Origin of the sequence: Polyangium jinanense (assembly GCF_028435265.1) — a bacterium.
GTDB classification, from domain to species: Bacteria; Myxococcota_A; Polyangia; order Polyangiales; family Polyangiaceae; genus Polyangium; species Polyangium jinanense.
Genome location: NZ_JAGTJK010000020.1, coordinates 107,559 through 122,063 on the forward strand (window position 1 = coordinate 107,559; position 14,505 = coordinate 122,063).

General features: G+C 69.9%; 11 protein-coding genes. 2 read left to right on the forward strand and 9 right to left on the reverse strand.

The genetic code is table 11. From position 1 onward, the window contains the following. Position 1 precedes the first annotated feature (1 nt). Together KEG38_RS30075 and KEG38_RS30080 are read right to left on the reverse strand one after the other, a co-directional pair. On the reverse strand, positions 2-739 hold the full coding sequence (locus KEG38_RS30075) for an ABC transporter permease (RefSeq protein ID WP_272423354.1): 738 nt from the start codon (positions 737-739) through the stop codon (positions 2-4). A gap of 6 nt (positions 740-745) precedes the next feature. Beyond that, entirely contained in the window at positions 746-1,912 is a 1,167-nt protein-coding gene (locus KEG38_RS30080) for an ATP-binding cassette domain-containing protein (RefSeq protein WP_272423355.1), read from the reverse strand. 458 nt (positions 1,913-2,370) lie between these two features. Here KEG38_RS30080 and KEG38_RS30085 point away from each other — a divergent pair, with 458 nt between their 5' ends. Next, positions 2,371-3,477 (forward strand): hypothetical protein, encoded by a 1,107-nt coding sequence (locus KEG38_RS30085; RefSeq protein ID WP_272423356.1) that lies wholly within the window; start codon positions 2,371-2,373, stop codon positions 3,475-3,477. 100 nt (positions 3,478-3,577) lie between these two features. Next, positions 3,578-5,404: a GAF domain-containing sensor histidine kinase gene (locus KEG38_RS30090; RefSeq protein ID WP_272423357.1), complete on the forward strand. Its 1,827-nt coding sequence runs from the start codon at positions 3,578-3,580 to the stop codon at positions 5,402-5,404. Here the strand turns inward: KEG38_RS30090 and KEG38_RS30095 are convergent. From KEG38_RS30095 to KEG38_RS30125, 7 genes are all read right to left on the reverse strand, one after another. Next, positions 5,398-5,967, reverse strand: coding sequence for a hypothetical protein (locus KEG38_RS30095; RefSeq protein WP_272423358.1), 570 nt, complete (start codon positions 5,965-5,967; stop codon positions 5,398-5,400). The genes KEG38_RS30090 and KEG38_RS30095 overlap by 7 nt on opposite strands. Before the next feature lie 21 nt (positions 5,968-5,988). Next, positions 5,989-8,139 (reverse strand): amino acid adenylation domain-containing protein, encoded by a 2,151-nt coding sequence (locus KEG38_RS30100; protein ID WP_272423359.1) that lies wholly within the window; start codon positions 8,137-8,139, stop codon positions 5,989-5,991. An 82-nt stretch (positions 8,140-8,221) separates the two neighbouring features. After that, positions 8,222-8,830: a hypothetical protein gene (locus tag KEG38_RS30105; RefSeq protein WP_272423360.1), complete on the reverse strand. Its 609-nt coding sequence runs from the start codon at positions 8,828-8,830 to the stop codon at positions 8,222-8,224. A 526-nt stretch (positions 8,831-9,356) separates the two neighbouring features. Further along, positions 9,357-9,584, reverse strand: a complete 228-nt coding sequence (locus tag KEG38_RS30110; protein WP_272423361.1) for a hypothetical protein — start codon at positions 9,582-9,584, stop codon at positions 9,357-9,359. A 37-nt stretch (positions 9,585-9,621) separates the two neighbouring features. Continuing rightward, on the reverse strand, positions 9,622-10,419 hold the full coding sequence (gene lipB / locus KEG38_RS30115; RefSeq protein WP_272423362.1) for a lipoyl(octanoyl) transferase LipB: 798 nt from the start codon (positions 10,417-10,419) through the stop codon (positions 9,622-9,624). Next, positions 10,419-11,909 carry an HD domain-containing phosphohydrolase gene (locus tag KEG38_RS30120; protein ID WP_272423363.1) on the reverse strand — a complete coding sequence of 497 codons (1,491 nt, stop codon included), beginning with the start codon at positions 11,907-11,909 and terminating at the stop codon, positions 10,419-10,421. The genes lipB and KEG38_RS30120 overlap by 1 nt, the downstream gene beginning before the upstream one ends. A 59-nt stretch (positions 11,910-11,968) precedes the next feature. Further along, positions 11,969-14,260 (reverse strand): pseudouridine synthase, encoded by a 2,292-nt coding sequence (locus tag KEG38_RS30125; protein ID WP_272423364.1) that lies wholly within the window; start codon positions 14,258-14,260, stop codon positions 11,969-11,971. Positions 14,261-14,505 lie beyond the last annotated feature (245 nt).

The window sequence follows — 14,505 nt, forward strand, 5'->3', positions numbered from 1 at the left end:
CCTATGCCCACTTCCGGCGCTCGAGCGCGCGGAACGCCGCCATCAGGCAGCCGACCGCGATCGAGGCGAAATAGACGATGTCACGGGTGTTGATCATGCCCTTCGCGAAGGGCACGAGGCGGGTGTCGAAGCTGATGAACGAGATGGCTTCGCGCAGCCAGGGCGTCGGCATCTTGTCCGCCACGCTGCCGACCATGTGAAGCGCGAAGAGCACCACGAAGGTGATGAAGAACGCGACCGTCTGGCTCTCCGCGAGCGCCGAGATCAGAAGGCCGATCGAGACGGCCGCCGCGCTGTAGAGCAGAAGGCCGAGGTAACCCGAGTAGACCGGGCCCATGTCGAGCGGGCCGAGATCCCAGGGCTTCCAGAACATGAGCAGCGGGTAGAGCAGCGTCGAGGCGACGAGCAGGAGCACGAGCCCCCACGCCCCGAGGAACTTGCCCAGGATCACCTCGTGATCCTTCACGGGCAGGGTGATCAGCATCTCGAGCGTACCCGAGCGCTTCTCCTCCGCGAGGAGGCGCATCGTCACGACGGGGATGATCAGGAACGACAAACCCCGCGGCGCCTGCGCGAAGATCTGCACGAGCGAGGCCCGGTCCTGCTGCCAGAAGCCGCCCCCGAACTCGAAGAACACGAAGCCCAGAAGGATCAGCCCGAGGCAGATCACGACGTAGGCCAGCGTCGAGTCGAAGTTCGAGCGGAACTCGCGCTTCGCGATGATGAATGTGGTGCCCATCGGCGTTCAGCCCTTCTTCTTCTTGTCGTCCTCGTCGGACTCGTCTTCGTCCTCGTCCTCGTCGGACGCGTCCTCGTCGGACTCGTCTTCGGCGGACTCGTCCTCGTCCTCGTCCTCGTCCTCTTCGGCGCCAGCCGCTTCGGCCTCGTCCTCGTCGTCCTCGACGATGGGACGGCCGCGATCGCGACGCTCGTCGTTCTTCGTGAGCGCCTTGAACACGTCCTCGAGCTTCTGCGCCTCACGACGCATCTCGAGGAGCAGCCAGCCCTTCGAGACCATGAGCTGGAAGATCTCCGCGCGGATGTCGCCGTCCTGCGCGCCCGCGAGCTGGAAGCTGTGCGCGCGATCGTCCGTCGGCAGCTCCACCACGCTCGTCACGCCGGGCAGCTTCTCGAGAGCCGCCTGCACTTCCTCGGCGCTCGGCGCCTTCTTCGCGGGGCTTCCCTCGAAGATGCGCTTCTCGTGCACCTGGACCACGTAACGAACGCGGCCGCTCTTCGCGCGGATCTCCTCGAGCGGGCCGTCGGCGACGATGCGCCCCTTCGAGACGATGATCGCGCGGGCACAGGCCTGCTCGACCTCGGAGAGGTTGTGGGTCGACAGGAGGATCGTGCGCTCCTTACCGATCTCCTGGATGTACTTGATGACCTCGGCCTTCTCGTTCGGGTCGAGGTCGCTCGTCGGCTCGTCGAGGATGAGAATCGGCGGGTCGTGCACGAGCGCCTGGGCGAGGCCGACGCGCTGCCGATAGCCGTGCGACAGGTCGCGGATGTCCTTGCCGAGGCTCGTCGCGAGGCCGCAGACCTCGACGATGTTCTTCATGCGCTTCTTGAACGTGGACGTCTCGAGCCCACGCATGTCCGCGACGAAGCTCAGGTACTCCCAGACGTTCATTTCCCCGTAGAGGGGCGCGCGCTGGGGCAGGTAGCCGATCTTCTTCCGGACCTCGAGGGGATCGTCGAATACGTCGTAGCCATGCACCCGCGCCGTCCCGCCGGTGGCGGAAATGAAGCAGGTGAGGATGCGCATCGTCGTGGACTTGCCGGCGCCGTTCGGGCCGAGAAAGCCCACCACCTCCCCGCGGTGGACCTCGAAGCTCACCTTGTCGAGCGCGCGAAACGCCCCGTATCGCTTGGTGAGCCCATTGGCCTCGATCATCACGTCGGTAGACAATCCGACCTCCTTCGGTAGAGCGCGCACCTAAGCGCCCTTTGTCGCTGCACGGTAAAACCAGGTGAGGGTCCGCCAGAGCCGCACGGCGGCGCCCCTCGGCTCGGGAACACGCGATCTTTCGATCTAGCCCGAGCGAACGGCGCGCATCCTAGCGGTGGGCGGATCCGTGTCAACGCCATGGTGACGTCGATCGCGCGGCCCAAACCCCCATCGAACGGCTTTATTCCCGGTCGCATGTCCAGATGTATGTAGTTCTGCATACTTGATCCGGGCAGCGGACGCGGAAGGGACGAGGTGAGGGAAAGGGGCGGCGGGGCTGGAAGACGCGGGCGGCGCGGAAGCGGCGAGGAGGGCGGAGGGAGCCGGGACGGCGGGACGCACGGGCGAGGGGAAGGGGGCGGTGGTAGGGTCGGGACATCTTTCTTCGGCGCAGGGAGCGGCGAGCAGGAGGTTCCTTCATGTCCCTTCGAAAGCAGTGGTCTTTTCTGGGTACGAGCGCGGCGTGCGCGCTCGGGCTTTGTGTCGTCCTCTCCGCGGCGTGTCGCGCGGAGGAGAACAACAACCCCTCGGGCGGCGACGGCGGCAGCGGCGCGCAGGGCCCGGCGGGGCCGGGGCCCGGCGGCGCGGGCGGCACCGGCGGCGCGGGCGGCGCAGGCGGCGCGGGTGGCTCCGGCGGCGGCGCGACCTGCGACGGCAAGGAGGTCACGATCGAGCAGATCACGAACTCCAAGGCGAGCGGCGCGGTCGGGAAGGGGACGCCCGTGAAGGTGAAGGGCGCCGTCGCCATGAGCCACAAGTTCCTCGTCTCGCAGAGCAACGCCGGAAACTGCCTCTGGGGCGTGTTCGTGTCGGCGCCGGGCCTCGCGGAGACGAAGGAGTACTCCGGGGTGATGGTGCTGAGCTACGGCGTGCCCGCGTCGATCCCGCCCGGCGGAAACAAGGCGTACTGCCCGAAGCTCTCGAACTATTTCGAAGGAGAGCCGCTGCCGGGTGACGCGATCCCGGACGACGTGAAGCCGGGCGACGTGCTCGACATCACAGGCGTGGCCGATTCGTTCCTCCTGGCGGCCTGCGCGAACGAGATGAACGGGAGCAAGGTGCCGCAGACGCAGATCGCCTTCACGTGCGCGGTGGAGCGGACGGGGACGGCGCCCGTGCCGGCGCCGCATGCGTTCACGGATGCGGCGGAGGTGGCGAAGCTTGGCTCGCCGACGGACGCGGACTTCCACGTCAGGTGGGGTGGCGTGAAGGTGCGGGTTTCGAACGTGAAACCGGTACCCCAGCCAAACCCGGCGCCGATGGGGATGGGCGAGGTCGTGGTCGGCGACTTCGGCGTGATCAAGCTGCAGGACTCGAACGTCGAGGTCGGCGACAAGATCTATTACCGCGGCTACGAGCAAAACGATTGCTACGCGGCGCCGGTGTTCGCGGACGTCAATATGACGTTCAATGCGATCGATGGCTTCAGCTACCTCAGCTATTGCACCTGGGGCCTGCAGCCGAACGCCAAATGCACCGATTTCGATCCGAAGAGCGAGGACTGCGGTAGCTTGACCTGCCAGTAGCCCGACGTGGTCCGAGCCGCCCTCGGCGCGCGCATCGCCGCCGAGGAGCGGCGCGGATCTCTTCCGCCTGTGACCCGATTCCGAGTACGCTCGGGGCATCATGGCCGCCCGCCGTACGATCGCCGCGACAAGGCCGAGCCCCTCGCTCCAGGCGCTCCTCGGCCTGTCCGGACTGCTCGCGCGCGGGAAGGCCGGCGGGCTGCTCTCCGAGGCGCTCGCGCTCGTCCTCGAAGGCGTGGGCGCCCAGCGCGGCGCCGCGTACGAGGCCACCGAGGACGGTCTCGAGCTCGTGGCCGACGTCGGGCTGCCCGCGACGCTGCGCGCCTACATCAGCACATTCCCGAGCTCCGAGGTGGCCTGGTTTCCAGCACAGACGGCCGTCAAGAAAAGGCGCGTGGCCACGGAGACGGACGCCGCCCCGGCGCTCGCCGGGCGGATCGATCCCGAGCTCGTGAACGTCTCCGGCTGGGGGACGATCCTCGCCGCGCCGATCATGATTGGCCGGGACGTGCTCGGCGCGCTGGTCGTCGCCGCGCCGTCGCCGGAGATGCTCTCGCCCGAGGCGACGTTCGTGCTGGAGACGGCGGCCAACATGCTCGCGTTGTCTTTGGCGCACGAGAAGGCGCGCGATCGCGCGGCGATCCTCGCCGAGGAGGCGAAGCCCCGCGCGGGCACGCACGAGCGGCGCGGCGCGGACGCGAAGCTCGCGCGGCTGGCGATCCTGGGCTCGCTCGCGGCAGGGTTCGCCGACGAGATGCGCTGGCCGCTGTCGTCGCTGGGCACGCAGCTCGAGGAGCAAGAAAAGCTCATCGGCCACCTGCGCGTGAGGTTCCCCGGCGTGGCCTCGGCGCTCGACGATCTGGCGCGGATTCAAGACGAAGCGACGACGGCGCTCAAGTTCGCGCGGACGGCGGGGACACGGCTGCTCTCGGCGCTGGAGGAGTCGAACGCGGAGCCCGTGGACCTCGAGGATCTGGCGCACGAAGCGGCGGCGCTCGTCGAGCCCACGGCGCGCGGGCGCCACGTGGATTTGCTGGTGACGGCCGTGCACGGGTCGTCGCCGGTCGTGGTGGGGAAGCGGAGTGATCTCGGTCAGCTCCTGCTCGCGCTCCTGACGAACGGCGTGGAGGCCTGCGCGGTCGCCGCCGATGCGAACACGAAGGCCGGCGAGGAGCGGCAAAAGCCGCTCGTGTGCGTGACCATCACGCGCGACAAGGAGCTGGTCGTGATGCGCGTCGAGGACTCGGGGCCGGGCATCCCGCCCGATGTGCGGGCCCAGATTTTTGATCCACTCTTCTCGACGAAAAAGGAGTCGATCGGGCTCGGGCTGACGCTGGCGCGGCAGGTCGCAGTAGCGCACGGCGGGACGGTGGAGCTCGATCGGTCGGATCTCGGCGGCGCGCTCGTCAAGGTCGTGCTGCCGGCCGCGCCGGCGGGCGTCTCGGTGACGCGGGACCACCCGCCGCCGCCCTCGCGACGGAAACCCTTGATGCCTTCGTCGCCCCCGGACAACCCCTCCACGGCCCGCGACGGCTGGACGTCTGCCCCCAAGGCCGTCGAGCAAAGGACGTCCCGGAGGCCCGTCCGCGCGCCGCTCCCGGTCGGAAACGCGCTCATGGTCGCCGCGGATACGGACGTGTGCGCGCCCACGCAACGGGTGCCGCGGACGCCTTCCGGAACGCAGGCGGCGCAGACGCCGAAGGTCCCGGCGGCGGTGACGTCGCACGGGTCGAGGACGACGCCGCGCGTGACCATCGTTTCGTCGCCGAGACCACGCGACTCGTCGCAGATCACGACGCAGAAGCTGCCGCCGAAGGTCGCGCGCGCGAGCACGACGCCGGGCGGGACCGTGGTGCCGACCGCGCGGGTGCCCGAAGCGCCACGAAAGGCGCCGCGATCGCGCCGGTCGAAAGAATCGCCTCAATAACCCCAGACGTATTCGGCGCGGAGGAAGGCGCCGATCATCTGGTCGACGCCGCCCTTCGGGCCGAGGAGGAGCACACCGTAACGGCCCGACGCGCCAATCGTAAAACTGCGGTTGACCTGGTAGTCGAGGCCAAACGGAAGGGAGAGGCCGAGGCGGCCGCTCGTGCAGCCCGTCTCGCCGGCCGCGCCGCAAGGGTCGAAGGCCGAGACGGCATACCCGCCGACCATGACGCCCACCCACGGGACCCAGCGCAGGACATCGACGACGTATCCAACGCCAACGCCGCCGCCGGCGAGGAGGACGGGCGGAGAGCCGGGGGCGAAGCTGCCGTCGACCTGGACCATGAGGTTGAAGGCGTCCGTGAGGCCGTACGTGCCGTGCAGGGCGACGCCGACGCCGTGGAGCGAGGTCGCCGTGGTGGGAATGCTCCCGCCGGGCAGGACGAGGGAATACCCGAGCCCGCCGCCGACGTGCCACTGCCGCTCGTAGGCCTCGGCCGCGGGCGCGAAGGCCACAATCGAGAGGATCGAAGCAAGGAGCAAGGGCGCGCGGGTCCGTCGCATCGGACAGAGCGATAGCACCTTTTACAGGTCGAGGTGCCGCGCGAGCTCGATCCGTGTCGGATCCGAGGCGACGCCGCGCAGGAATCGATAACGCGCCTCCCAGCGCGCCGCGGCCTCGGCGTCGCCACGCATGCGCGCGGCGTCGGCCCGGGCGAAGGCATAAGAGCGGAGCGAGAAGCGGCGCGTGTCGAAGGCGGAGACCGCGTCGAGCCAGACCTCGATGTCCCCCTCGGAAGGCTGGAGCAAGCGTCCTGCGAGCGCGAGGTGCACGCCGAGCCAGGGCGGGGCGTCGCCGCGATCCCGGAGCGCCGCCCAGCGTCCCGCGCGGCGGAGCAGGGGATCCGCGGCCGCGAGGCCGACCCAGCCGTCGAGCGCGCGCGCGACCCGCGCCGATTGCGCGACCGCGTTGCCGGCCCGATACGGTTCGAGCGGGTTGCCGAAGCCGATCCACGTGAGCGCCGCACCCGCCTCGACGTCCGCCCACGATGGCGGCGGCGCGGTCCTCGCGCCGAGCGCCGCGAGCTGCCAGCGCGCCCGCGCCGCGAGGAGCACGTCGCGGCAAGCCTCGGCCCGCGCCTCCGCGCGTTCGGCCGACGTCCGTGCCTCCTCGCGCTTGCCGAGCGCCATCGCAAGCTCGGCCCGCTGGAGCGCGACCGCGGCGGGGATCCTCGGATCCGAGGCGATTTTCCCCTTGAGCTCGTCCTTCGCCGGTGCGTCGTCCACGGCGAGCTCCGCGAATGCCTTCTCGCGATCACCGGCCAGCCGGAACACGTTCGACCGCACGAGCGCGCGCCCGTGCGACCCGAGGCCGAGCGCGGTCGCGGCCTCGTCGGCGGCGTTCGCTCCACCCACGGCGTCACCTTCCCGCGCGAGGGCCATCGCCGCTTCGAGCCAGAGCGCGCCCCGCGTCGCGACGAGCGCCTCCGCGGTCGCGCCGCGCGAGCCTTCCTTGGGCGCGCGGAGCTTCGCTTCGAGGCCGAGCACGCCGCGCGCCGCCGCGACAAACGCCGCCCCCGGGACCACCGGCGGCGGCTCCGCGTCGCCGAACTCGGGACGCCGCTCGGCGAGCCACTCGGTCGCGGTCCACGCGATCGGCGCTGCGAGCGGATCCTCGTCGTCACGCGCCCGCGAGAGCCGAGCGATCTCGTCCGCGTTGAGATCCGCGCCCGCCGCGATCACCGCCGCGAGCAGCGCGATCCGCGCGCCCGGCCCGCGTGGACCACTTGAAAGGAGCGACCTCGCGGCCGCGATGGCCGATTGCACGGGCTCGGTCGCCTCGCCGTTCGCGTGCGACGTCGCGAGGCGGAGCCGCAGGAGCGCGCGTTGCTCCACCGCGTCCGCGCCGCCCGCCTGCGGCTTGTCCGGCATCGGCGGCGGCGACGCTCCGGCGCGCGCGGCGCACGCGACGAGGAGCGCGCGGACCTCGCCGAAATCCCGCGTCATTCCCTCGTACCGTCGCGATGCACGATCATCCTGCACGAACGGCAGCATCTCGAACCCGCGCTTCGGATCGTCGCCGAGGCCCATGCAGAGCACCGTGGCGATCGCCGTGCGGTGATCGTGATCGCGCGGATCGTAGTCGGCGTATCTCCTCGCGAGCGCCTCGGCGCGCTTCGGATCGGCTTCGAGCAGCGCCGCGCGCATCGCCGCGATCCGCACGCGGAAGTCGAGCCACATCTCGCCGCGCCCGAGCAGCGTGCGGCGATCGCCCACGGCGTCCGCTTCCCGCCCGACATCCGGCGCGCCGGCCGAGCGGCCGAGCTCGTCGAACGCGACGCGCTGCGAGCCGTCCTTCACGACCGCCGCTTCGAGATCGAGCGCCTCCGCGGCCTTCGCGAGGCCCTCGGCCGACGGCGACCCGACGGCCGCGTCCACGTAATTGGCCAGCGCGATCCGCGCGTTGAGCTCCTCGGCCCGGTAACGCGCGCGGTTTGCCGTCAGCGGCAACCGCGCCGGGAGCAGCATCCATTCGATCGACTTCCGGCACGCCGGCAGCTCGGGCCCGCGCGGCGCCTCGTACGACGCGAGGCACGCCTTCGCCTCGCGCGTCCCGTGCGCGAGCATGATCTCCGGCACGGTCACGAACGCAGCTGCGCCCGTGCCGAGGACGGCGACGCTGGCGAGCGCGATCGTCTGCGCCTTGCTCAGCTGCTTTTGCCGCGTCGCGCCCATGTGGCGCCCTTCTTAGCTGATTTTCGGTCGGCGCTGCACGGGCGAGCGATCGATCCGAGGCTTCTTTTGCGCCGTTCGCCCGTCAAATCACCGTCGACGCCACGGCGATCCCGGCCGCGATCGAGCCGAGGCCGGCGAGGGCCTGCAGACGCGGGCCGAGCGACGGGGCGACGCGGGTGAGCGAGCGCATCGGCCAGGCCACGAGCGCCGCGATGAGCGCCATGCCGATCACCGACGCGAGCCCGAAGACACCCACGAAGACCAGCGCCGCCGTGCGCGCCTGCATCGTGCTCGCGACGAGCAGCGTGAGCGCCGCCGTCCCGGAGGCGCCGTGCACGAGCCCGACCAGAAGCGGCCGCTTGACCGTCTTCGGAGGCGCGCTGTCCTCCGCGACCTTTTGCCGGCGCGACACGAGTGCGCCGATCCCGAGCCCGACCAGCATCACGGCCACGGCGATGTCGAGGGCGAGGGCGATCGAGGGGGGCACGGTCGCGCCCGAGGCCACGAGCGCGCCGCCGACGAGGACCATCACGGCCCCGTGCCCGAGCCCCCAGAGCGCCCCGGACCAGGCCGCACGCGCGACCGTCCCGCCGCGCGCCACGAAGGTGCACACGGCTGCGACATGATCTGCCTCGAACGCATGCTTGAGCCCGAGACCAAGGCCGAGGACGCTCGCTGCCACGACGGACATGGCGCGCACCGTAGCACAGCGTGATCCATCTGTGTTACGTGGGGTTTGGGGCGAAGGGCGCCGTGAGGCGACCCGAAGCCCCAAGCGTAGACCCGATTTGGGGCGAAGGGCGCCGTGAGGCGACCCGAAGCCCCAAGCGTAGACCCGATTTGGGGCGAAGGGCGCCGTGAGGCGACCCGAAGCCCCAAGCGTAGACCCGATTTTGGGGCGAAGGGCGCCGTGAGGCGACCCGAAGCCCCAAGCGTAGACCCGATTTGGGGCGAAGGGCGCCGTGAGGCGACCCGAAGCCCCAAGCGTAGACCCGATTTGGGGCGAAGGGCGCCGTGAGGCGACCCGAAGCCCCAAGCGTAGACCCGATTTTGGGGCGAAGGGCGCCGTGAGGCGACCCGAAGCCCCAAGCGTAGACCCGATTTGGGGCGAAGGGCGCCGTGAGGCGACCCGAAGCCCCAAGCGTAGACCCGATTTGGGGCGAAGGGCGCCGTGAGGCGACCCGAAGCCCCAAGCGTAGACCCGATTTTGGGGCGCTTCACCAGGGAGGCCGACCCGAGGGCGGGGGCGGGGGTGGCTTGGCCGGGAACGAGAGGCCGCAGTCCTCGCAGACGACGGCGATGTCGAGCCCGTCGAGGAAGGGGTTTTTCCGTCGCCGCAGCGGCGTCGCCCGGCCGCCGCACCGCGGGCAGCGATCCGATGAGGGATCGGCCGACGTCGGAGAGACGGAGACCTGGGGAGGCGGAGGCGAAGAAGCAGACCCCACGGGCTACGAGGATCGCACGAAGCGACCTCGTGCGGAATCAGCCGGCGGCGGGTTTTTCTTGCTCTGCGGGGCCAAAAGATGCTCGGGCCTGCCCCGAGAGCGCGGCCTCGAGATCGGATACGTCCGAGATGTCCTCTACCCGCGCGACGGAAAGTTCGAGCCCGCGCGAAAGGAGCGCGTGGCACCCGAGCGCGACGTCACGCACGGCAGGCGCGCGGCCGACGAGCTCCTCGATCGACGTGACGCCGTGGTCGCGGATTCCGCACGGGACGATCATGCCGAAGCCGTTGAGATCCACGGACAGGTTGAGCGCGAAGCCGTGCATCGTGACCCATCGCGAGAGGCGCACGCCGATCGCGCCGAGCTTCGCGATCTCGCTGGCCCAGGGCGCGCCGGCCCACTCGCCGGGCTTTTCGCGATCGACCCACACGCCGATGAGCCCATCGACGACGCCCGACTCCACGCCGAGCTCGCGCGCGAGGAGGATCATCACCTCCGCGAGGGATCGGACGTAGCGGCGGACGTCGCATCGATCCGGCTTGAGATCGAGGATCGGATAACACACGAGCTGTCCGGGCCCGTGATACGTCACGTCGCCGCCGCGGCCGGTCTGCACGAGATCGACGCCACGCTCGGTGAGTCGCTCCTCGCCGAGCAGCACGTTGCCCCCGTCGGCGGAGCGGCCGAGCGTCACGACGGGCTCGTGCTCGACGAGCAGGATGAGGTCTTCGATGTGCCCGTCCGCGCGGAGCGAGACGAGGTGCTGCTGCAGCGCGTGGATGGGCTCGTAGCGCCGTCGACCGAGGAAATACGCCTTCGCCTGTCTCTCGCTCACTACTCCGGCACCTTGTCTCCGGCGCTCCGCCGCTCGTCGCGGTAGCCCTCGATGTTCTCGGTGAAGTTCGCGGCGACCTCGGGATCGAACTGCGAGCCGGAGCAGCGCTCGATCTCGGCCACGGCGACCTCGTGCGGCAGCGCGCGGCGATAGGATCTGTCACTCGTCATGGCGTCGTACGTGTCGGCCACGGCGATGATGCGCGCGATGATGGGGATCTCGTTGCCCTTCAACTTGAGCGGATATCCGCGCCCGTCCCAGCGCTCGTGATGCAGGTGTACGCCCGGGATGAGCGGGTGCAAGAACTTGATGGGATCGAGGATGTCGCGGCCGAAGACCGGGTGCTTCTTGAAGACCTCGTACTCGTCCTGCGTGAGCTTGCCGGGCTTGTTGAGGTTGAGCACGCAGCCGATCTTGCCGATGTCGTGCATGAGCGCGCTCTGCCGGACGATCTCCACCTCGTAGGCGGAGAGGCCGAGCTGCCTGGCGAGGAAGACGGCGTAGAGCGCGACGCGATCCGAGTGGCCCGAGGTGTACCGATCCATCTTGTCGATGGCCTTCGCGAGGCCCTGGATCGTCTGCTGGAACGTCGCCTGCAGATCCTGGTAGAGGCGCGCGTTCTCGATCGCAGCGGCAGCGCGCGAGGCGATGATGCTGAGGAGCTTGCGTTGCCCCTCGTCGAAGCGCCGTCCCTTCGAGAACGAGCCGAGCGCGATGAACCCCATGAACCGCTGGCCGATGCGCAGCGGCACCGCGACGATCGAGTAGAGCGGCACCTCGGGCGGCGCCGAGAAGAACTTGAGCCCGCGCGGCCCTTGCTCGAGGAGCGTCGCCTCGGTGCGCAGGTGCTCGGCGATCTTGTCGTGATCGAGCACGCCGATCGCCGCGTCCTCGGGCAGCAGAGGTCCGCGGATGTGCTGCCTTTCGAAGAGCCCGCCCTCGCCGTTGTCGAGCCACGTCGAGACGAGATCGCTGCGCACCTCCGAGAGGCAACTGTCGGCCACGGTCTCGAGCACCTGATCGAGCGAGAGGCTCGCCTGGATGGCCTCGCTGACCTTGTACAGCCCGAGCGCCTCGCGCAGCCGCAGGTTCTCCGCGGCCATGCGTTGCTTCTCGAGGCCGCGCTGCACGACGTGGATCACCTCGTCGAGCTTGAAGGGCTTGAGCACGTAGTCGTATGCGCCGCGCTTCATCGCGTCGATCGCGGTCTCGACCGTGCCGAACCCCGTCATGATCACGGTCAGCGCGTCGGGCGCGGTCTTGCCGATCTCGTCGAGCAGCGCGATGCCGCCCATCTTCGGCATCTTGAGGTCGCTGATGATGAGGTCGTAGTGCGACTTCGTGAGCTCCCCGAGCGCGGCGGAGCCGTCCTCGGCGGTGCGGACGATGTAGCCCTCCATGCCCAGGAAATCCGCCAGCATGTCGCGGATGACCTTCTCGTCGTCGACGACGAGGATACGCGGGCGCTCTTCCGTGAGTTGGGACGGCACGGCGCGAGCCTACCAGATCGTGGACTTTTGCGGGCGGTATGTAGTTTGGTCAGGTCCGCTCAGTCGTCGTCGGAGACGATGGCGTGACGGATCGTGCGGGGAGACTCGTCGAGCTCGGGTACGTGCTCGGTCGGCGCCTCCGTGATGGTCGGCGAGGGGAGGCCGCCCGGCGGGGCGTACGACGGCGGCTGCGCGTAGGCGGTCTGCGTGGCGTACGACGGCGGCGCCGCGAATGAGTCGGGCGACGCGTACGACATCGGCTCGGCGAGCGAGTCCGGCGGGTACGAGGGCGGCGGCGGGGCGAGATCGTTCGGCATCGGACCGATCGCGGGCTGCGAGTTCCGATCGAGCGGACGCGGCGGCGGCATGGGCGCGGTCGACGGCTCTCCGGGCAGCATCGACGAAGCCCGGTTCTCGCCGAGCGCGTGCTTCTGCTCGAGGAACTTGATCACGGACGAACCCGTCGCGCGCTCGAGCGACGCGCGCAGATCGCCCGGCAGCGTCGACTCGATGAGTAGCTTCGCGCCCGTGCGCGGATGCACGATCTCGATGCGGATGAGGTGCACGAACGAGCGATCGAGGCCGTGCTTCTCCTCGAAGTAGCGGTTCGTGGGCACGTGGCCGTAGCGCTCGTCGCCGAGCACGGGATGCCCGATCGCCGCGAGGTGGCGGCGGATCTGATGCGGCCTGTGCCCGTCGGGGATCACGCGCAGGATCGAGTGGCCCGAAGCGACGGCGAGGCGGCGGTACCGCGTCCTCGCCATGTAGCTGCGGCCGCCCTCGCGAAGATCACGCGCGATGGCGCCCTTCGTCGGCGTGACGCCCTTCGCGGCGACGAGGTAGATGAGCCGGCCGCTCGTGGCGAGCGCCGTCGTCCAGAGCTGCCGCGCCACCTCGTTGCGCGCGAAGATGCAGAGGCCGCTCGTGCCCGTGTCGAGCTTGTTCACCACCTTGAGGTTCGACACGCCGGGCAGCCGCAGACAGCGCTGCATGAGCGAGCCAAGGTACTCCGGTTGGTTCTCGACCGGCTCATGCGGGCCCTTCTCGACGACGATGACGTCGTCGTCCTCGTAGATCACGCGCGGCTGCGCGGGCGGGGCGCGCTTGAGCACGGCGACCGTCTCGACCTCTTCCGTCAGAGGGATCATGTCGATCGGAATGAGTTCGCTCGACGTGTAGCCGAGGCGGCTGAAGTGATCGAGGTCGCGTGCGAGCGTGTCGGGGTCGCACGAGACGTAGATGCAGAGCGGCGCGCCGAGGCGGGCGATGGCCTCGCGCGCCGCGGGTGAGACCCCGCGACGCGGCGGGTTCATCACCACGGCGTCGAACTTCTCGTTGTTCGCGAGCAGCGAGTTCACCACGTCGGCCGCGTCGCCGACGCGCGCGTCGAGCTTGCCGAGCCCCTGCGCTTCGGCCGCCGCGCGCGCGTTTTGCACCGCGGGCGCGAACGACTCCACCATCGTCACGATGTTCTTCGCGTGCGACAGCGCGATCGAGATCGCGCCCGAGCCGCCGTAGAGATCGAGGACGCGCGGCTGCCTGCGGTTCGTGCCCGTCTCGTCGATCAGGAGCTGCATGTCGAGCGAGGCGATCTCGCGCGTGATGAGCGCGTGCACGCGCGACGCCTGGCCGCGGTGCACCTGCACGAACGAGCCGAACGAGGCCACGTGGTACGTCGGCCCGATGCGATCCTCGGCGTGCGGCACGCCGTCGAGCACCATCGTCTCCGGCCCGAGGATCTGCGGCGCGTCCGCCTCGTGCAGGTTCGCCGCGATGCCCACGACGCGCGGCAAGAGCGACCGGAGCGCGCGCCCCGCCTCCTTGAGCTCGTCGCGCGAGGGCACACGATCTCGCTGCAGCACGAACGTGAGCAGCACACCGACGCGGTTGCCTTGTGCGGTCGTCGTCGTCTCCGGCAGCGCCGTCGTGCTCGGCATGTGCACCTCGCGCAGATCGATCGCGCGGAGCACGCCGCCGCCGTGCGGATCGTACGGCAAGAGCAGCCCGCGGGCCTCCGGCGGCGGCGACGCGATGAGCCCACGCAGCATCGTCGTCACCTCCGCGAGCGCGGGCGCGAGCACGCGACAGTTCGGGATGTCGATCACGTCGTGGTTGCCGGAGCGGCCGTAGAGGCCGATCCCGCCCGTCGACGACACGATGAGCTTCGCGCGGCCGCGGTAGCCCACGATCTGATCGCCGGGCACGACCTGGCGCGTATACAGAAGCTCGAGCGCCGGGTAGTGCACGATCGCGCTCACCACACGTGCGCGCTTCGTCGTGAGCTGCTGGGCGTAGTCCATCCCGATGAGCGGGCAGCCGCCGCATTGCTCGGCGTGCACGCACTCGATCATCGTCGACGGGATTTCGCCGGCTCGCAGGGTCCGACGCGTGGGATTCGAAAGAATACCCCGCCCGGTACCTGCGGCCCCGGGGGTGTTATCGGGACCGTTCGGCCCGTTTTTCCCTGCGCCTGGGTCCATCAGCGGTAGATTACAAGCGTCACTCGGGGACGTCGAAGCAGGAAAACTCGCGGCCCATCGTTTTCTTACTCGGGCGGGGAATCTCACCACCGGACGGTCGGGGCCGGACCCGGGGT

Coding starts and splice junctions, on each gene's coding strand:
- KEG38_RS30075 (WP_272423354.1), bottom strand. CDS start 739: ATGGGCACCACATTCATCATCGCGAAGCGCGAGTTCCGCTCGAACTTC.
- KEG38_RS30085 (WP_272423356.1), top strand. CDS start 2,371: ATGTCCCTTCGAAAGCAGTGGTCTTTTCTGGGTACGAGCGCGGCGTGC.
- KEG38_RS30090 (WP_272423357.1), top strand. CDS start 3,578: ATGGCCGCCCGCCGTACGATCGCCGCGACAAGGCCGAGCCCCTCGCTC.
- KEG38_RS30095 (WP_272423358.1), bottom strand. CDS start 5,967: ATGCGACGGACCCGCGCGCCCTTGCTCCTTGCTTCGATCCTCTCGATT.
- KEG38_RS30100 (WP_272423359.1), bottom strand. CDS start 8,139: ATGGGCGCGACGCGGCAAAAGCAGCTGAGCAAGGCGCAGACGATCGCG.
- KEG38_RS30105 (WP_272423360.1), bottom strand. CDS start 8,830: ATGTCCGTCGTGGCAGCGAGCGTCCTCGGCCTTGGTCTCGGGCTCAAG.
- KEG38_RS30125 (WP_272423364.1), bottom strand. CDS start 14,260: ATGATCGAGTGCGTGCACGCCGAGCAATGCGGCGGCTGCCCGCTCATC.